Below are 16,784 nucleotides of genomic sequence, written 5' to 3' on the forward strand. Positions count from 1 at the left end.
GGCTACAGCTGGCGGCCGCACCGCTCCGAGCCTCAGGGCTTCCGATAAAGCACCACTGTTTGCCACGGCCGGATCGCGATCGACGAAGACTGTGAGGTTTTCCCGGAAACAAGATCCCTCACTCCGCGGAACTCCTCCGGCACGGAGAACTGAAAAACCTCATCCCTGGTGCAGTTCATGGCGATCACATAGGGGCCATAGTGCATGAGGTAGAAATCGCCCTTTCCGGCATACGGGTTCTCCTTTCCCGGTGAGTAGTCGAGCTGATCGGCCGGCACCTTCGCGATCGGTTGTTTCTCTCCCGCCACCGCAAGCGTCATGCCCTGCGATTGATAGAAGCCTTCGTGCCTACGGCTGAAGGGTTCATTCGTCTGGTCCGGGAGGGTGAAAAACAACCCGCTGTCCTTGAAACGGGTTTCGATCTTCACCGTGGCATCGCGTTCGGTGCTCGGGGTCAGGTAATGCACACGTGCGAGATTGTTGATGGCATAACGGGCGCGCCAATAGAGGGAGACGTAAAGAATCTCCCGTCCGTTTTTCAGTGCCACCACGCCAATTTCGGGATCCGCGAACACGAAGTCGGGTTGGTCCCACGCCATCGGCAGCCGGTTCTTCTGAGGCGGTTGGGCCTTGATCTTCTCATAGCTCCTTTGTGCTCCAAGCAGGCGGGTCATCGGCGACCATCCGCGCAACTTCACCCGCTTCCCAATCGATGCGAAGAACTGGTTCTCCTCGATCATCTGCTGGCTGTAGCCGACCAGCACCGGATCGAGCGTGGCAGCCGCGACATCCATCGGTGCCTCAGTGGCCATTTGCTCGTAGGTGGTCCCCCCGGGATAGTACCAATCCCGCCAGCCGATGACAGTCTCGATATGCATGCTTCGGTAGCCGTCGGCATCCGGGAGCGGATAGCGGAACACTCCCCTCGCCCGAGCCATCTTGATCAACTGGGCCTTGAGTCGCGGATCGCCGGGCCTGTCCGGACTCGGGCGGGTTGAGTCGTAGGCCTCGAGCATCATCCCGATCACGATCTCACCGTAGTGGCCGACGTAGCCGAGCTCCTTGGTGAGTCCCTGGGCGGTGAAAAGCATGTGCTCCTTCCCCAGCTTCCAGGAGGGAGTGAGGTCGGCGTCCCAGCTTCCGCTCCACGGTTCGACACCAGCGGACTCATGCAGCAGGCGCAACGCCTTGTCCTCCGGCCACGCTGCCATCGGGCTCAGCGCCTTCACCGCCCGGTTGCAGCGGTAGATGTTCATGTCGACGATCATCGACTGGTTCGTATACGCCCGTCTCTGGGTCACCTTGCGATCGCGCGAAGCCATGAACATCTCCGCCCACCCTTCCCGCCGGGTCACCTCAGTGCCTTCGATCTCCTCATTGAGGAAGCCCCTCAGCGGCCCTTCAAGGACCCGCACACCATCGGCGAGCGGCCCATATCCGTGCCACTCCTTCTCCACGGACTGTGGGTCCGCCTCGAAGATCCGGTAGTGTTCATCGATTGCCTCGACGATGCGTTCGAGGACCGGCTTCGAGTGATAAGCGTCGCACCACGGCTCCAGACAGGCCCGGGCGAAGAAACGAATGGCATCATGGCTCATCGTTCCCTTCGAGCGCAGCAACTTGTCGACCTCACCGTTCAGCCGCTCCCTGACCTTGTCGAAGGCCTCCGGTCCCGGTGTCGGGCGTACGGGAAAGGTCTCCTCCACGTGTCCCGTGGCGTCGCCAGCGGGAATCTCGAAGCACGGGTGGTCATGCACGAATCCGCCGTAGATCCCCCGGGAGGGCTTCGTCATGTTTCGTTGGAAGCGTTCGGCGGTGTCACCATAACCCCAGATCGGACCCTGCGCTTCGATCGCCAATTCGACCCGACCCTTCCCCCTCGTCATGTTCATCGGCAGCGGTAGGGTCTTATAGAGGAAGCCCCCCGGGTAGCGGGGATACTCGTACATCGTGTCCAGCTGATCGACTTCCCCGAGGTGCCGCTGGCCGACCTGTTTGCCGTCGATGAAGAGCATAAGACGACTGTGCTCACCGGTATGGTCACCCCCCCAGAAGATGGCGGTGAAGTAGTTCTGCCCTTCCGGATTCACCGCCATGCGGAAGCTCAGCCTTCCTCCCCTCCATCCTGCGGTCGAAGGCGGAAGCAACTGCTGCGCCGGAAGCCCTTGCCGACCACTGATCACTTGGCTGTTGGTCGCCTCAAGACCATGCGCCACCCCACTCTGTTCGTCTCCGAACTCAATGGCATCCAGCACTTTTGCCATGCAAAAGCTGGAGACGAACGGCAGCAGCGCCACACCAAGGACCGAGAGCTTACTGAGAGCATTCATCAAGCGAAAGAAGTCATATCCACTCCAACATCGAATGCACGGAGTGACAGATGGGAGTATGACCAAGGACCGTCCCACGGAGCAAGGGCGGCGACGATCTGAGCCGTTCCTCGCTTTTCTGATGGCAAGCAAAGAGGTCAATGCCGGATGAGAGAAATCCAGACTGATTTCAAGAGCTTTCAAGAGTGAAAGCCGGACGCGGCACGGTGGTCATCATGTGAAGAAAACATTCTGCCTTACCCCGGCTCTCCGGCTGCCTGCCGGTCATCTTGGCTTGGTTTTTCCCAGATCGTAGAAGGCAATGCACCCTGCTCACAAGCAGTCGCACCCATGCAGGGCCGGGACCATTCCGAAATATCACCCCTCAGCGAAGCTGCTTCAGATAGGCCACCAGATCCTCCAGTTCCTGCGCGGGAATCACTCCTGCGAACGACGGCATTGCCGCCTCGAATCCCTGCGTCACCACCTTGCCTGGTTCGAGAATCGATTCCCGGAGGTAGCCGTCCGGATCATCCGCATGCCGGGTCGCAAGACCGTTCAACGATAGCCCGGAACCGTTGATGTTCTCGGAAAACAGGCTGCCGCTGACATTGGCTCGCATCCGGTTGGCAAAGCCGACCTCACCGTTGGTCCCTTGGTTCAGAGCGAAGGTGCAGTGGTCCAGATCCAGCGAGAGTGCCGCACTGATACGATCGAGCCTTTCAACTGAGACCCCGGATCCGAAAGGATCCCAGGGATGATTCAACTAGCCGTGTTTCGGAGCGACCATTGTTACTCCGCAACCTCGTCAATCCTGAGCCGAAGGAAAGCTCGCGGGTTTCCGCCCGGCAAGGTGACCGAGCGAATGTTCTTTGAGGCGGTGGTGCCGGATAGGTTGAAGTTCTCGACGACTGTCCATGATGATGGGGAGAGATCCGTCGATTGCTCGAGCGTCACCGCAAATTCGTTGTCAGCAAACTTGGCGAAACCCGCTGAAGCGGAAATCGATCCGTCGGTCGGGCTCACATCGAGCTTCAAGGATACCCCTCTGGCTGAGCCCCCGAGATATTCGAAGACATTGGCGATTCCGTTGCCGTTGGCATCGTCAAAGGGGCCATCGTTCCCGGTAGGGAGTGACTCTGCCAGAGCCCAGTCCGTGAACGAAATTTGCGCGACTGGGTTCGCCACGAAATCCGAGAGGGTGACCGTATTCGGAGATGACGAGCCCGGGCCATAGCTCACAAGAAAGCTGCCCAGACCATCGGTGGTGGCGAGACGTGCTCCACTCACCACGTTCGAAAAACTGCCTTGGATCGGCAGGTCACTGGTGACGACCTCAAAGGTGTCCGAGTTGGTGAGCTCGCAATCGAAGTCATCGATGATCGTGAGTTCCAGAGAGCCTCCGAGGGTGATTCCTGTATCTCCCGTGGATTGAGCGAGCACATCGTATTCCGTGCCGGGATTCCTTCCTCCGATCTCGATTCCGAGGATCGAAGGAGCGAGGAAGTTGAAGTTTCCGGTCATGGTGAGCCGACCAGGAGAGAGTCCCGGGAAGATTCGACCATTGGCTGCCGTGATGCCCCCGGTGGTTTCAAGTCGCCCGTTTCCGGTGACACTCGCGCCACCATCGTAAAATTGAGTCATGGCACGAAGGACGAAGGTGTCGGTTTCCGAGATGCCGGTATTCAGATTTCCACCCGTCTGGGTAAAGCTCCCCGAGATATCATAGAGGCCACCATTTCCTTGGGCATTGAGATCGCCGGTATTGGTGACATCGGACTGGAAAGTCACCGTTTCTTCGGGAGATATCTCTCGGGTCACGGAACCCAAGGCGAGGGCACCAGCGCAGGAAATCTGGTTGTTGGAACCGGAAAGTTCGATGGTTCCCGTCCCACTGTAGCCGCCGCTGACATTCAGGACGGTGTTGCCATTCATTTGGATGACCCCGTCATTGATGAGGTTCCCGGCAACATTCAAGACAGGCGCAATCGGTGAGGGGTTCGCCGCAAGGAAGATACTGGCACCGTTCGCATTGGTGAAATTGCCAGGAACCGAAAGGGTGTAACCGGCATCGAGGACAAAGAAACTCTCATTCCGTTCCAGATTCCGGAAAGCATTGAGGCCGGTGTTCTGATCACGAACGATGGAATTGGGTCCGAAGAGATTGAACCCAGCTCCGTTGATCCGGATATCAGCATTCCGGAACTCAAGGATGGCGGTGCCCGGAGTGAATGCACTGTCGACCAGGTAGGCGGGAGACTGCGCTGTGAGATTTCCGGTGGCGGAATCAAAGCCATCGAGAGTGCCAAGCGTTGCTTTGCCGTTGCCGTTGACACTGATGAAGCCAAACCCTGTGGTGCTTCCAGTGACCGTGAAAGTATTGTTGGAAGTGGTCAGATCGACCCCAAAATCCATCTCGAAATTGGCGATGGTCACGGAGCTCTGAAGCTCGACGTATAACTCGAACTCCTGGCCGAACTCATCCGAGACCGGGGCGAGAAACACATCGCTGGCTGGACCAGGAAGGCCGGGCTCCCAATTGGCATCATCCCAACCCGTGTAATACGGGTCACCAGGAGCAATGAACTCAAAATCCTCCTCGAACGGAACGATGGTTTCGGCGTTCAAGTGGTGCGATAGCGTCAGCAGGGGGAGTAAAACAAACAACTTCACAATACCCTAAATAGGCAATGTTCTCCAGATGGCAATCGTGAAGCAGTCGAAATGACAGCATCAAGGGTGCAGTCGGAGTGAAACCATCCTCTAGGGAACCGATCGTCGAAGGGAACTTGCGATGGGGCCGGTGGCATTTTGCAATCATTCGAAGGAACTGCCGTTCCTGACCCAATCCGCGGCGACTTTCAGGGCATAACAGTTTGGTCGACACAGACCTCACCCTCTGCACTCTGAATCGAACGAGTTGGCCACGGGCCCACGCTCCGCCCTACTCTTTGAATGCCGCCCACAAGAACCCGCCCGCGGGCACCTCTAGCTTCAACCGCCCCCGCTTCATCCCATCGAGCTGAATCTCGATCGACTCTCCGCCATTCACCGAAACCTCCGCTTTCCCTTCCAACCCGGAGTAGTGCAGCGGGATCACCCACTCCTCTTCCAGATCCTTTTCTGTTGGATTGAAAACCACCAGCATCGCCTTCTCCTTCAAACCCGGGTTCACATGGAGCATCCCATCGAGCCCACGACCGTCGGCACGCCGCAGGTGGATCATGTCACTTTCCAGAATGTCGCGGTGCGCTTTGAACCATGCGACATGTTTCTTCATCATGTCCCGCACCCGTGGCGTATCAAAGAGCCGCGGCCCGCGATAGCATGCTTGCACTCCCATCGCGAGGTTGCTCAGGATCATCCGCTCGTAGTGATCGATGTGCTGGTCGAGTGGCTCGATCGTCGCCGCAGCACCTCCCCCATGGTAATGGCTGAGCGGCACGAACATCCATCCCATCGACGGTGTTTTCATCCAGCTGCCGTCATGGATGTTCTGTCGGGTGTGGATCAACTGCTGCGCACGGGGCAACGACCAGTTGGTTTCCCGATAACCCATCCCACACTTGTTGCTACCAGACAAGTAGTAGTAGTCCGGGGCGTTCAGATACACCCCGCGACCGCGCAGCCACTTGTAGAAATCGGACCATATCTTCCAGTGCACCCAGCGTGAATCGTCCACGCCCTTTTGCAGCGGCGGCCGGGCGGTGACATCCACATCTCCCGGATACGGTCCGTCGTGTTCGAAGATCGTGAAGCCGGTTGTCTCGAACAAGCCATAGAGTTTCTTCAGATACTCCTGTCCCCACTCGCTGGTGATCGCCGGGCAGTTGCCGTGGGCCGGCCGTTCACCTTCCGGAGAGACGATCGAATTCCCGCCGCCGATGCTCCGCGACGAGTAGAGCGAATAGCAGCCGAGCTCGATCCCCTTCGACCGGGCATGATCGTTGATCTCCTTCCACTGCGCGAGGTAAGCGGGATCATTGTTTTCCGCGTTGAAGCCGGAACCAAAAGACAGGATCACCATTTCGAACCCGACCTCCGCCGCCTGGTCAATCGCGCTACGCACCAACTCGGGCTCCGCGGTGCGCATGTGGTGCATCAGCGGATTCTAGGTCACCCATGGAGCGACCGTGCGATACATCTTTCGCACGGCCAGCGCGCGCCGCTCGCGCTGGGTGCTGTCCATGGCCAGCTCGAACACCCGGAACGACTCGAACGAAGCTCCCGGCTCCACCGCTTGCGCCGGGCCACGGGTCGGCTCGACGACCAGCAGGCACGGTTGCTTGAGTGCGTAGTTCACCTGCGTCTTGAACTCGGGGTCCGGGCGATAGTGCACGGCATGTCGGTTCGCCTGCTCATGGTTGAAACCGCCGAATGCCATATCAGTCTCCACGTGCAGCCCACGAGGCTGGGGCAGCGGCACTCCCTCGCGTGTCTCGACGTGGTTGCTGTGCTCAACCAAGGCCAGCGTTTCCGCGGTGAAGCGCTCTATTTCGATCTCGCGGTCACCTCGGTTCTCCACCGTCAGCCATTTCACCAGCAGCGGAATGCCGTCGTAGAGTTCGTAGTGAAGCGAAACCCGCAGCGGTGAGTCAGCCTGCTCCGGCAACTTCAACGGATCGACCGGGCCGAAGACGCTCACCTGCTCCACGCGGCAGCGTCCCCACTCCCCCCCCAGGTCGGTCTGGTCGCCCGCCCCGCCGGAGCGGTCGGTCTTGCCGACCCGCATCGCGACGACTTCACCCCAGTTCCCCCGCGCCACCTCGAACAACGAATGCCAACGCGCCCCTTCCCGATCGACGGCCACCTCCCAATGCAGCTTCTCCACGCCGATCCTCACCCGCAGTCGATAAGCCTGCTCGACCGACAGGCCGCCATCCTCCGCGGCGAGCTCCTCCACACTCGCCAACCGTTCACGACCGCCCACCCGCAGCTCGAACGGTCCGTGCTCGCCACGATCGCCGGGCCGCAGGTTCACATCCACGACCTGCTTCCCGAATACCAGCGCCATGCCCGGGCCCCAGCTCGTCCCATCGTCGGTTCCAGGATGGATCCGCACCTCGATCAGGCCGGCATCCTTCGACACGGCCCGCTCCGCGAAACAATGCACGTTGCTTGGAGCAAAAATCTCTCCCGCCTTCCCCTCATTCTCAAAACCCACCCGCTCCCCGACCGACGATCGAAGGATCTTCCATGCCGGATCCAGCTTCTCAAACCGATCCTCCCACAGCAGTTCCCTCCCAGCGCTCGCATCGCCGCCACCGGCCGCTACCGCCGAGGGCTCGAAGTCGAAGCGCAGACTCACACCCGGCGTCGGCCATTCGGCATCCGGTGCATGGTGCCGCACCTTCTTCCACGCAAAGCGCGCCACCGGCTTGCCTTCCTCCATCCCCACCAGACGCATGGCCAAGGGATCAAAACTCATCGCCGCGAGGTGCTCGTCGGTGAAAAACGCATGGTTCGGCTGCCCCTTCATGCCGCCGATCACGTGTTCGCGGCCATCGATCACGACACGTGCATCCGGACGGATCGCGCGGATGATCGACTCCCCGGTCGCGAGGTTGTCGAAGCCAATCGTCGCGAAGCCCGGATCGACGCGGAACACTCGTCGCACCAACCCGTTCGTAAGCGTGACGTCCTTCGATCCGTCGCCTTGCTCGACCCGGGCCTTGAATCCCGACCCATCGACCAACCAATCGACCTCGGGTCGATAGGTCTCCGGTGGCAGGGCGAAAAGCGGGGCCGTGATGGATGTCACAGCGAGGAGGCACATGCGGATCATCCGCTCCCTACGCAGACCCGCCCGGGATCTTTCCGGGTCGCAGGGTTCTGGCTCCAATGCAGGTCCGCGAAGGGCCAGTCCCGTTCTTCAAGCGTCGCTGGTTGGGCGAGAGGCATTGATGGCGCGCTGTGAGCGCGGCTTGAGAACACTGCTGCTTGTTAGTCGTTCGTTCGCACCTTCTCGGTCGCGCTGCATGGGGCGATCGGGCGCAAAGGGCGAAAAGGTGAATATTTGATAAGATATGCGGAGTCTGCGGCAACTCGTGCCAAGTGGAGTTCCCCGAAATAGCAAAATATGCATAGTGCAATGAAAAGCGTACGCATTCCCCTCTGCGCGCTTCTCCCACTTGGAAGCGCATTCGCCCAGACCCACATCTGGGAACACAAGGCCGACGGTCGATTCTACGGTGACTGCAATGGCAGCGATCCCGGCGGTGCAAGCTACTGGCCGAACAACACCCGATGGAGCCAAGATTTGGCGATCGGCTCCTGCAATGGCGTGTCGGGTGTCGTGGTCGAGCCGAGCAACTGGAACGTGGCAAGTTTCCCCAACAGCCCGACGGCGGAAGTCCTGATCAACAGCGGGCCGGAGATCGACGTCGACGGCTATTTCTCGGTGGGCACCCTGGAGATCACCTCCGGCATCAACCTGCCGCTCTACGGCTCCTCGACGATCGAGGCACATCAGTCGATCACCAACAACGGAACCATCACGATCGCCGACCTGGGCCCTGGCTCAGCGGTGCTGAAGATCGACGGCAACGTGACCCTGAATGGAACCGGGGAGGTGATCTTCGGGTCGGAATTCAATAACCAGATCAGCTCGGTGAACGCTGCCGACGTGCTGACCATCGGAAACGCGCAAGTGATCCGCACGCTGGCCAACACCACCTCGATCGATAGCTGGATTCAATGTTCGATCGACAACCAAGGCACGATCAGCGCCGACCAGGGCGACCTCAAACTGTTCTACAACACCAAGACCAACAACGGCACGATGCAGGCGATCAACGGCGGCACGCTGTTGTTCACCTCGACGACGGTCAACAACGCCGGGGGCACGATCACGGCGGGGCCCGGGAGCATCGTCGACTTCGACGCGATGACGCTCGCCGGGGGGACGCTGAACGGAGCCGGGACATTCGACGTGTCCGGTTGGGCGTCGGTCTTCGACGGCACAAGCGATCCCGTGGCGGTGAATGGCACCGTCGAGGTCAACAGCTATGGAAAGGTGCAGATGAAGGGCGGCATCAACCATGCCAGCACGATCTGGCTCCAGGATCCCGGCTCCGGATACTCCGAAATCGAGATCAGCGGGGATGTGAACCTTCAGGGTGCCGGGCAGGTGATCTTCAACGGACCGAATGACAACCGGGTGATCTCGGTGAACCCCGGCGACGTCCTGACCATCGGTCCGGAGCAACAGTGGACGACCAGTGCCGACACCGACATCGACAGCCGGATCATCGCCGCCATCGACAACCACGGAACGATCACCGCCGATCAGGGCCTCCTCAGACTCGATACCAACCCGAAGACCAATCAGGGCACGCTGCAGGCCACCAACGGAGGCACCCTGCTCGTCCAGTCGATCAACATCAACAACACCCTCGGGACGATCACCGCCGGTGACCTGAGCACCATCGACCTGAACAGTGCGACGGTCACGGGAGGAGTCCTCAATGGCGACGGGGTGTTCGACATCAGTGGCACCCCTTCGATCTTCGACGGGACGACCTTCCCCGTGAACCTCGTGGGAAAACTCGAAATCAACAGCTATGGCAAGCTGCAGCTTCAGGGGACCCTCAACAACACGAGCACCATCTGGATCCAGGATCCCGGCTCCGGTTACTCGGAGATCGAGGTCATTGGCAACGCCAGCGTGCTGGGAGCAGGTGAGGTGATCTTCAACTCGCAAAACGACAACCGGATCATCTCATCGAACGTGACCGACGTGCTGACGATCGGCCCGTCCCAGCACTGGAAAACCAGCGCCGATGCGGATCCGTGGGACAACCGGATCATCGCGTCCATCGACAACCAGGGCACGATCAGCGCCGACACCGGGGGGCTCACGCTGGACACCCATCCGAAAACCAACCATGGGCTGATGCAGGCAACGAACGGGGGAACCCTGCGGTTCTCCTCGACTCAATTGAACAATGTCAGTGGCCAACTCACGGCGGGCCCCGGCAGCATCGTGGATCTCAATGCCTCGACGATCACGGGTGGGGTCCTCAACGGATCCGGTAGCTTCGAAGTGATCAACACCACTTCGACCTTCGACGGGTCGGGCAGCCCGCTGCAGTTCAGCGGAACTGCGGACCTGGGAAGCTACGGCATTCTGGTGCTGCGCGGCGGCGTGCAGAACACCGGTCGCATCAACATCACCGATCCGAGCGCGGGGACCAGCTACCTGAGAATCGACGGAGACGTCGTTCTGACGGGCACCGGCGAGGTCGTCTTCAACTCGCCGAACGACAACCTCATCGACTCGGTGGACCCGGCTGATCTCTTGACCATCGGCACCAACCAGACCCTGCGCACAATCGCCGGGACCAGCCCCATCTACAGCCGCCTGGTCGCGAAGACGGTGAACGAGGGCACTATCCACGCAGACGGCGGCGGCCTGCAGCTCGACACCCACCTCAAGACCAACAACAGCCAGATCAGCGCCCTGAACGGAGGCAAGGTGAGGATCTACAATACCTCGGTGGACAACACCAACGGCACCATCACGGCTGAAACCGGCAGCATGGTGGAAATCCAGAATGCCACCCTAACAGGCGGAACCCTCGACGGAGACGGCAGCTTCTCGGTGGTGGGCGCGACGGGCAACATCATCGATTCCTCGGCCGCACCGGTGATCTTCGACAGCACCATGGAACTGGGCACCGGCGACACCCTCACCGTGCGCGGCAACCTCGAGAACCGGGGTGTCATCAACCTCGCCGATCTTGCGAGCGGCATCACCTACCTCCGGCTCGACGGAGACGTGACGCTCAGTGGCGATGGCCGCGTGGTGTTCAACTCCACCGAGGACAACTACATCGAGGGACTGGATCCGGCGCACGTCCTTACAGTCGGATCCAGCCAGCTCCTGACCACGAGCACCGACAGCCGGGTGGATTGGAGCCGGTTGGTGGCCGAGACGATCAACCACGGCACGATCCGCGCGGATGGTGGAGGCCTGCAGCTGCTGACCAACCCGAAACGCAACCACCACCGGATCGAGGCGATCAATGGCGGAAACCTCCGGATCTACAACACGACGATCGACAACCGGGGCGCCACCCTTTTCGCCGATCACCTGAGCACGGTGGAGCTCTCCAGCGCCACCGTAAGTGGTGGATCGCTCACCGCCACACGCGTGGGCGAGGATCGGGGAACCTACCATGTGATCTCCACCGCCATGCTTGATGGCAGCGTCGAAACCATCACGCTCGACGGAGATCTCGAGATCGATGGCAGTGAGACGCTGACCCTGGTCGGCACGGTCCAGAACGATGGCATCATCCATGTGACCGACCTCTCCAGCAGCATCGCCTACCTGAACATTGATGGCGATGTGAGCCTGCTCGGCAGCGGCCAGGTCCGGCTCGAGAGCAACGATGACAACTGGCTGGACTCAGCCGACCCGACCGACGTGCTGACGATCGGCCCGGACCAAGAACTGGTGGCCGACCCTTCGACGCTCGCGGGAGCGAGCCACAGCCGGATCCTGACGGCCTGCGACAACCAGGGCACGATCACGGTGGACGGCGGCGGGCTGCAGCTCGACAGCCATGCGAAGACCAACAACGGCCTGATTCACACGCTCGACGGCGGCAACCTCCGCGTCGAGGGAACCAGCGTGGACAACAGTGGCGGGGTGATCAGCCTCGATGCCGCCGGGATCCTTCACCTCTACAATGGCACAATCACCGGCGGCGCGATCGACGGTGATGGAGCGATCATCCCGCTCACCGGCACCGACACGCTCGGAGACCTCAGCCTCGGAGCCGGCGTCACCGCAACGATCGGCACCAGCCGGGTCCTGAACCTGTCCGGCACGGTGACCAACAACGGGCGGATCGAAATCAACGATGACGGTGGCAGCATCGCGACCCTGCGGGCCGACGGCCCGGTGAGCCTGCTGGGCAGCGGACAGGTGGTGTTCAATACTTACGACGACTGCTACCTCGACTCGACGGATCCCGGAGATGTCCTGACGGTGGGACCGGACCAGACCCTCACCACGGCAGCGACGACCCTTCTCGGCGAAAGCCGCCTGATCTGCGCGCTGGTCAACCAGGGCACGCTGGAGGCGAATGTCGGCAGCCTGAGCCTCTACACCCACCCAAAGACCAACGCCGGAGTGTTCCGGGCAGCGAACGGCGGTACGCTCCAGATCTTGAGCGCCGACACCCAGCTCACCAACTATGCCGGGGGCACGCTGAGCGGCGGGCGCTGGGAAGTGCTTGGTGATACGGCACCGGCGGTGATCGACCTGCCGGGCACCACGATCACTCAACTCGCTCCAGGCACCGAGGTGGTGCTGCGCGGGATGGCATCCATCCCGCAGTTGGCGTCGCTGATCGCGATCCACGGCAAGCTGGCCATGCACGACGGACAGAGCTTCACCACGACGGGAAGTCTCGACGTCAACGGCCACCTTGAGTTCGGCCTGCCGGACTCGGGACCTACGAACTGGGACACCACCAAGCTGGTGGTCGATGGCGACGTCGATCTCACCGGCGCGGTGATCGACATCGTCAACCGCGGGATGACGGCCGGGCGTTATCGCTTGATCGAATACAACGGCTTCCGCACCGGGACGCCGACCCTCGGCACGCTGCCGGCAGGCTTCAGCTACAGCCTCGATACCAGCGTGGCCGGCCAGATCGACCTCGTCAGTGGTGGGGTCTCCGCCTTCGACGAGTGGAAGAGCAGCGGCAGCATGGGTGCGGTGACCTTCGGTGGCGACACCAACGGTGACGGCGTGCAGGACGGCATGGCCTTCCTGCTGGGTGTGGCCAATCCGGATCACGATGCCAATGGCTCCCTGCCTGAAGTCAGCGAGGATAGCAGCGGCAACCTGGTCATGGCCTTCCGCTGCCTCGCCATTACAGAACGCGGCACTTCGGTCCTCAACCTGTCCTATGACGGGGACCTGGCCGGGGCGTGGTTGAGCGTTCATGTTCCCGGTGTGATCGGGGCCCCCAACCCCTTGGTCGAGTCCACCCCAAGCGGCAGCGTCAGCTTCGTGGCAACGGACGGAGGCACGAACGCCAACGGTGACGCTCTGATCGACATCGTGGCCACCATCAGCGATGGAACCCAGTCGGCAGGGGGCCAGCTGTTTGGTCGTCTCGAGGGCACCGAGTGATCCACAACGGTTACACCGCTCATTCCAACGCCGGTCCCGCTTCTTCGGGCCCGGCGTTTTCCTTCTTCCCATCCCACAGGTCTCATCAACGGGACCGCTGGGATCCATCGAGATTCGACGGAAGCCAGATTCCGCCTCCGTCCCGACAGGCACTACGGCAGAGAGCGCGGCATCGATGACGAGAGGGAAGAGAAGGAAGACACCGACCATGGATCGTTGGAAGCAGACTGCCACCCTCTCCTGACAGTCAAAGCATGCCTTCGCGACGCACCAACCCGTTCGTGAGCGTGACGTCCTTCGATCCGTCGCCTTGCTCGACCCGGGCCTTGAATCCCGAACCATCGATCAACCAATCGAGCTCCGGCCGGTAGGTCTCCGGTGGCAGGGCGAAAAGCGGGGCCGTGATGGATGTCACAGCGAGGAGGCACATGCGGATCATCCGCTCCCTACGCAGACCCGGCTCGGATCTTTCCGGTCCACAGGGATCTGGCGTCCGTGGTGGTCAGGCAGAGAAGTCCGCGGTGCGCTCATCATGAAGTCGACGGCAGCTCCGCCAACCGACTCGACGTCGTTGGCTCGGCCGTGTTTCCAACCTCCCCCGCCACCGATCCGGAGACTGGAAAGGATGGCAAATTTCTCGTGCGCCTTGTCGTCGAACCGTGAATCCCGATTCCACGAGTTCCCTATTGCCAGAGGCGGACTACGGTAGAGTGGCTTCGATCCGGTAAAAATTCCGGGAGTGGGTGATGGGAAGAGTGAACTCCTGGACTGCGATGCTTTGGTCTGAGGGACCGAAGACCACGCTAGGGCCCGAATAGCCAGCCAGACCCGGCATTCCCCGCAAGGTCAGAACCCTGCCGGACATCCGCGGACCGAACCGAAAGGTAATGGTGGTTTCGTCGATGGAAGCCACCTCAAGGAAGAACGTGCTGGCACGGTCATTCTCCGCTGTCCCAAACATGTACTCGCTGAGCGCATCCATTCCGTCACCGTCAGGATCGGTCGCCGCATCTCCGGCGTCGTTGTCACTCAGACCGTTCGCTTCCTCATACCACTTGGGGATGTCATCCCCATCGAAGTCGACGTCGCCAACTTTGGTGAGTTCGACGTCATCCCCGTCCCCACCGAGATAGCTGATGGCATACACATAGTCCCCCAGCTCGACAGTTTCCCCCTCCCCGAGTCCGGCAAAGTTCCCGAGGTAATAACAGCCATTCACATTCTCCAACAGCAAGTGCGAACCTGATTCAGGAAGATCGCCGCCGAGTGCCAACTGACAGTTGCGCAGATCGATCAAGTTCCCGGCCGCGGCCTCCACCCTTACCGGAGACACCGACCCATCCACGAACTCAAACTCGAGAGTCGCCGTGGCACTACCCAGGTCGAGCACTTCGGCACCGGTCTGGCCGATTCCCTGGATCGCCAGCGAGCAGGCGGCTCCGGTCATTTTCAACAGATTGTTCGTACTATTGAAGAACACCCTTCCACCAATGACGACATCTGCCGCACCACTGACCTCTAGCGCGTCCAGACCGGTGCCACCACGCGCAAGGACATTCTCGCCCACGATCAGCGTGCCACCGCTGATCCGGTAGGCGCACGGCTTGAAGTCCTCCGCCATGTTGATGTCGCTCTCGACGTCCACGGTTCCCGCGAACTGCAAGAAGGTGCCACCGTCGGCATTGATATTGATGTCAGAGTCCGCGGTGCCGTCGAAGTTGCCGATGTTCACATCGCCTCCCGCCATCACCACCGTGCCATCGGAAAGCCGGCTCGTCGTGCTTTGCCCAATCACAAGATTGCTACTCAGCTGATCAAAGCGTCCACCGTTGATGTTGAAGAATCCCTGTCCGCCGCGGCCTACCTCGGTGTTTCCGCCGGTGACCTGCAGAATGCCGCCGTTCAAGTTCACGATCCCAACCGCACTGAAGTCAGTGTCATCGACCGCTGCCCCCGCAATGAATAGGCTCCCCCCGTTAATGTTCGCCTCGGGGAAATCCACCTGGGCCACACCGACCGTCACGGTTCCATCGTCGATCGTCAGCACACCGTCCGAACGCCCACTGGTATTCAGCGGATCACCCGCCACATCGCCCAGAACGAGACTGTCACAGGCGAGACGCGATGCCGGATGGTCGACGACCACTGCCCCCCTGGCCAGCTGCGTGTTGGTTCCGTTGTTTTCCTCCTGTCGACCCACCTGGAGTTGTCCTCCGATGATCACCGTACCAGGCCCAACAGCGTTTCCCACCTCAAGAGACCCCTTCGCCGAGGCCGTATCGTTGTTCGTCGTCGACGAATTCGCGGTCACTCCGAGTTGCATTGCGCCCCCACCACGGATGACACAAGTTGCGCCGCCGACCACCCGCAGCGTTCCCTCGTAGTGTCGCGAGCTATTGTTCACCTTCGCCACCTGTGAAAACAACCCGTTCACCCGATCACCATCACCCAGCGTATACGTGACGGCATGGTTCGGTATACCGGATGCGTTGCCGAACGGGCTCCCGTTGACCAGCACTTGCAGGACCTCGACGTTGAGTGTCTGCGGTGCCGAGCCGTTGAGCACGAACCCGTCGGTCCGGTTGACGATGTAGTCGATTGCAAAAGCATCAGTCGCGTCGGCCCGCACCCCGGCGGTGTCCATGTTGCCAGAAATGAACACCGTCGGCGTCGCCGTCTGGTCGTCAGGAGTGACAGTAATGAAGTTCGCCCCGTGGTTCGATCCGCTCACCACATCGCGCACGGTTAGCGTCGAGCTCCCGCGATTCAGCGCGATCGCCCCGGCAAGGTCGCTGCCGCCATCGAACGAGAGCCCGCCGATCGTCACCAACTCGGCCACCCTCAGGGCCGCCGTGTCCTCCCGCAGGTGCAACTCGGTCGGCAAGGTCGACCCGGTCGCAGTCTGCCCACCAACCGCCAGCTTGGAAATCTCTCCGGCATCCACCTGCAGCCTGACGTTGTGGTTAGACACCCGGTTGTTTCGGATTCGCACGTCGTCGTCATTGAATGATGTCCCATTCAGCAAGTCTCCCGGACTTCCCACCTCGTCCCAGTTCGACGCCACGTTCCACCGCGATGCCTCGTTGTTGTGTTCGATTCCGGTGTAGTTGTAGACCGCTTGGGAAAAAGCAGAGGAACTTGTCAGCAAAAGCACCGATAGCGAAGGAGAATGGGGGATTTTCATAGAGGCGAGGAAGCTTGGTCGGTTTACGTTTCCCCTTGGACCCTTGGAAGCAGAAAGTCACTCACTCCTGACAGTCACCGGCTACCTTCGCGACTCACCTTCCTCGCCATGTCGCATGGCAGCACTGTAACCATAATTT

The 16,784-nt window shown here is 60.7% G+C and carries 8 protein-coding genes; 1 reads left to right on the forward strand and 7 read right to left on the reverse strand.

Annotation, left to right across the window (positions count from 1 at the left end; all coding sequences use genetic code 11):
- Positions 1–32: 32 nt before the first annotated feature.
- From JIN81_RS16825 to JIN81_RS16845, 5 genes are all read right to left on the reverse strand, one after another.
- Positions 33–2,330: a hypothetical protein gene (locus tag JIN81_RS16825; protein ID WP_200282634.1), complete on the reverse strand. Its 2,298-nt coding sequence runs from the start codon at positions 2,328–2,330 to the stop codon at positions 33–35.
- A gap of 364 nt (positions 2,331–2,694) precedes the next feature.
- Positions 2,695–3,075 (reverse strand): cytochrome c, encoded by a 381-nt coding sequence (locus JIN81_RS16830; protein ID WP_200282637.1) that lies wholly within the window; start codon positions 3,073–3,075, stop codon positions 2,695–2,697.
- Between the two features lie 26 nt (positions 3,076–3,101).
- Complete coding sequence (locus JIN81_RS16835) at positions 3,102–4,937, reverse strand: hypothetical protein (RefSeq protein ID WP_200282640.1); 1,836 nt, start codon at positions 4,935–4,937, stop codon at positions 3,102–3,104.
- Positions 4,938–5,253: 316 nt separating this feature from the next.
- Complete coding sequence (locus tag JIN81_RS16840; RefSeq protein ID WP_200282643.1) at positions 5,254–6,402, reverse strand: hypothetical protein; 1,149 nt, start codon at positions 6,400–6,402, stop codon at positions 5,254–5,256.
- A gap of 18 nt (positions 6,403–6,420) precedes the next feature.
- Positions 6,421–8,085 (reverse strand): hypothetical protein, encoded by a 1,665-nt coding sequence (locus tag JIN81_RS16845; protein WP_234045156.1) that lies wholly within the window; start codon positions 8,083–8,085, stop codon positions 6,421–6,423.
- Positions 8,086–8,400: 315 nt separating this feature from the next.
- On the opposite strand from JIN81_RS16845, the gene JIN81_RS16850 reads away from it, so the two are divergent.
- Entirely contained in the window at positions 8,401–13,461 is a 5,061-nt protein-coding gene (locus JIN81_RS16850; protein ID WP_200282650.1) for a beta strand repeat-containing protein, read from the forward strand.
- 247 nt (positions 13,462–13,708) lie between these two features.
- Here JIN81_RS16850 and JIN81_RS16855 read toward each other — a convergent pair whose 3' ends face one another.
- Positions 13,709–13,891 (reverse strand): hypothetical protein, encoded by a 183-nt coding sequence (locus JIN81_RS16855; protein WP_200282653.1) that lies wholly within the window; start codon positions 13,889–13,891, stop codon positions 13,709–13,711.
- Between the two features lie 270 nt (positions 13,892–14,161).
- On the reverse strand, positions 14,162–16,645 hold the full coding sequence (locus tag JIN81_RS16860; protein WP_200282656.1) for an autotransporter outer membrane beta-barrel domain-containing protein: 2,484 nt from the start codon (positions 16,643–16,645) through the stop codon (positions 14,162–14,164).
- Between the last annotated feature and the right edge of the window lie 139 nt (positions 16,646–16,784).

Origin of the sequence: Haloferula rosea, assembly GCF_016595525.1 — a bacterium.
Lineage (GTDB): Bacteria > Verrucomicrobiota > Verrucomicrobiia > Verrucomicrobiales > Akkermansiaceae > Haloferula > Haloferula rosea.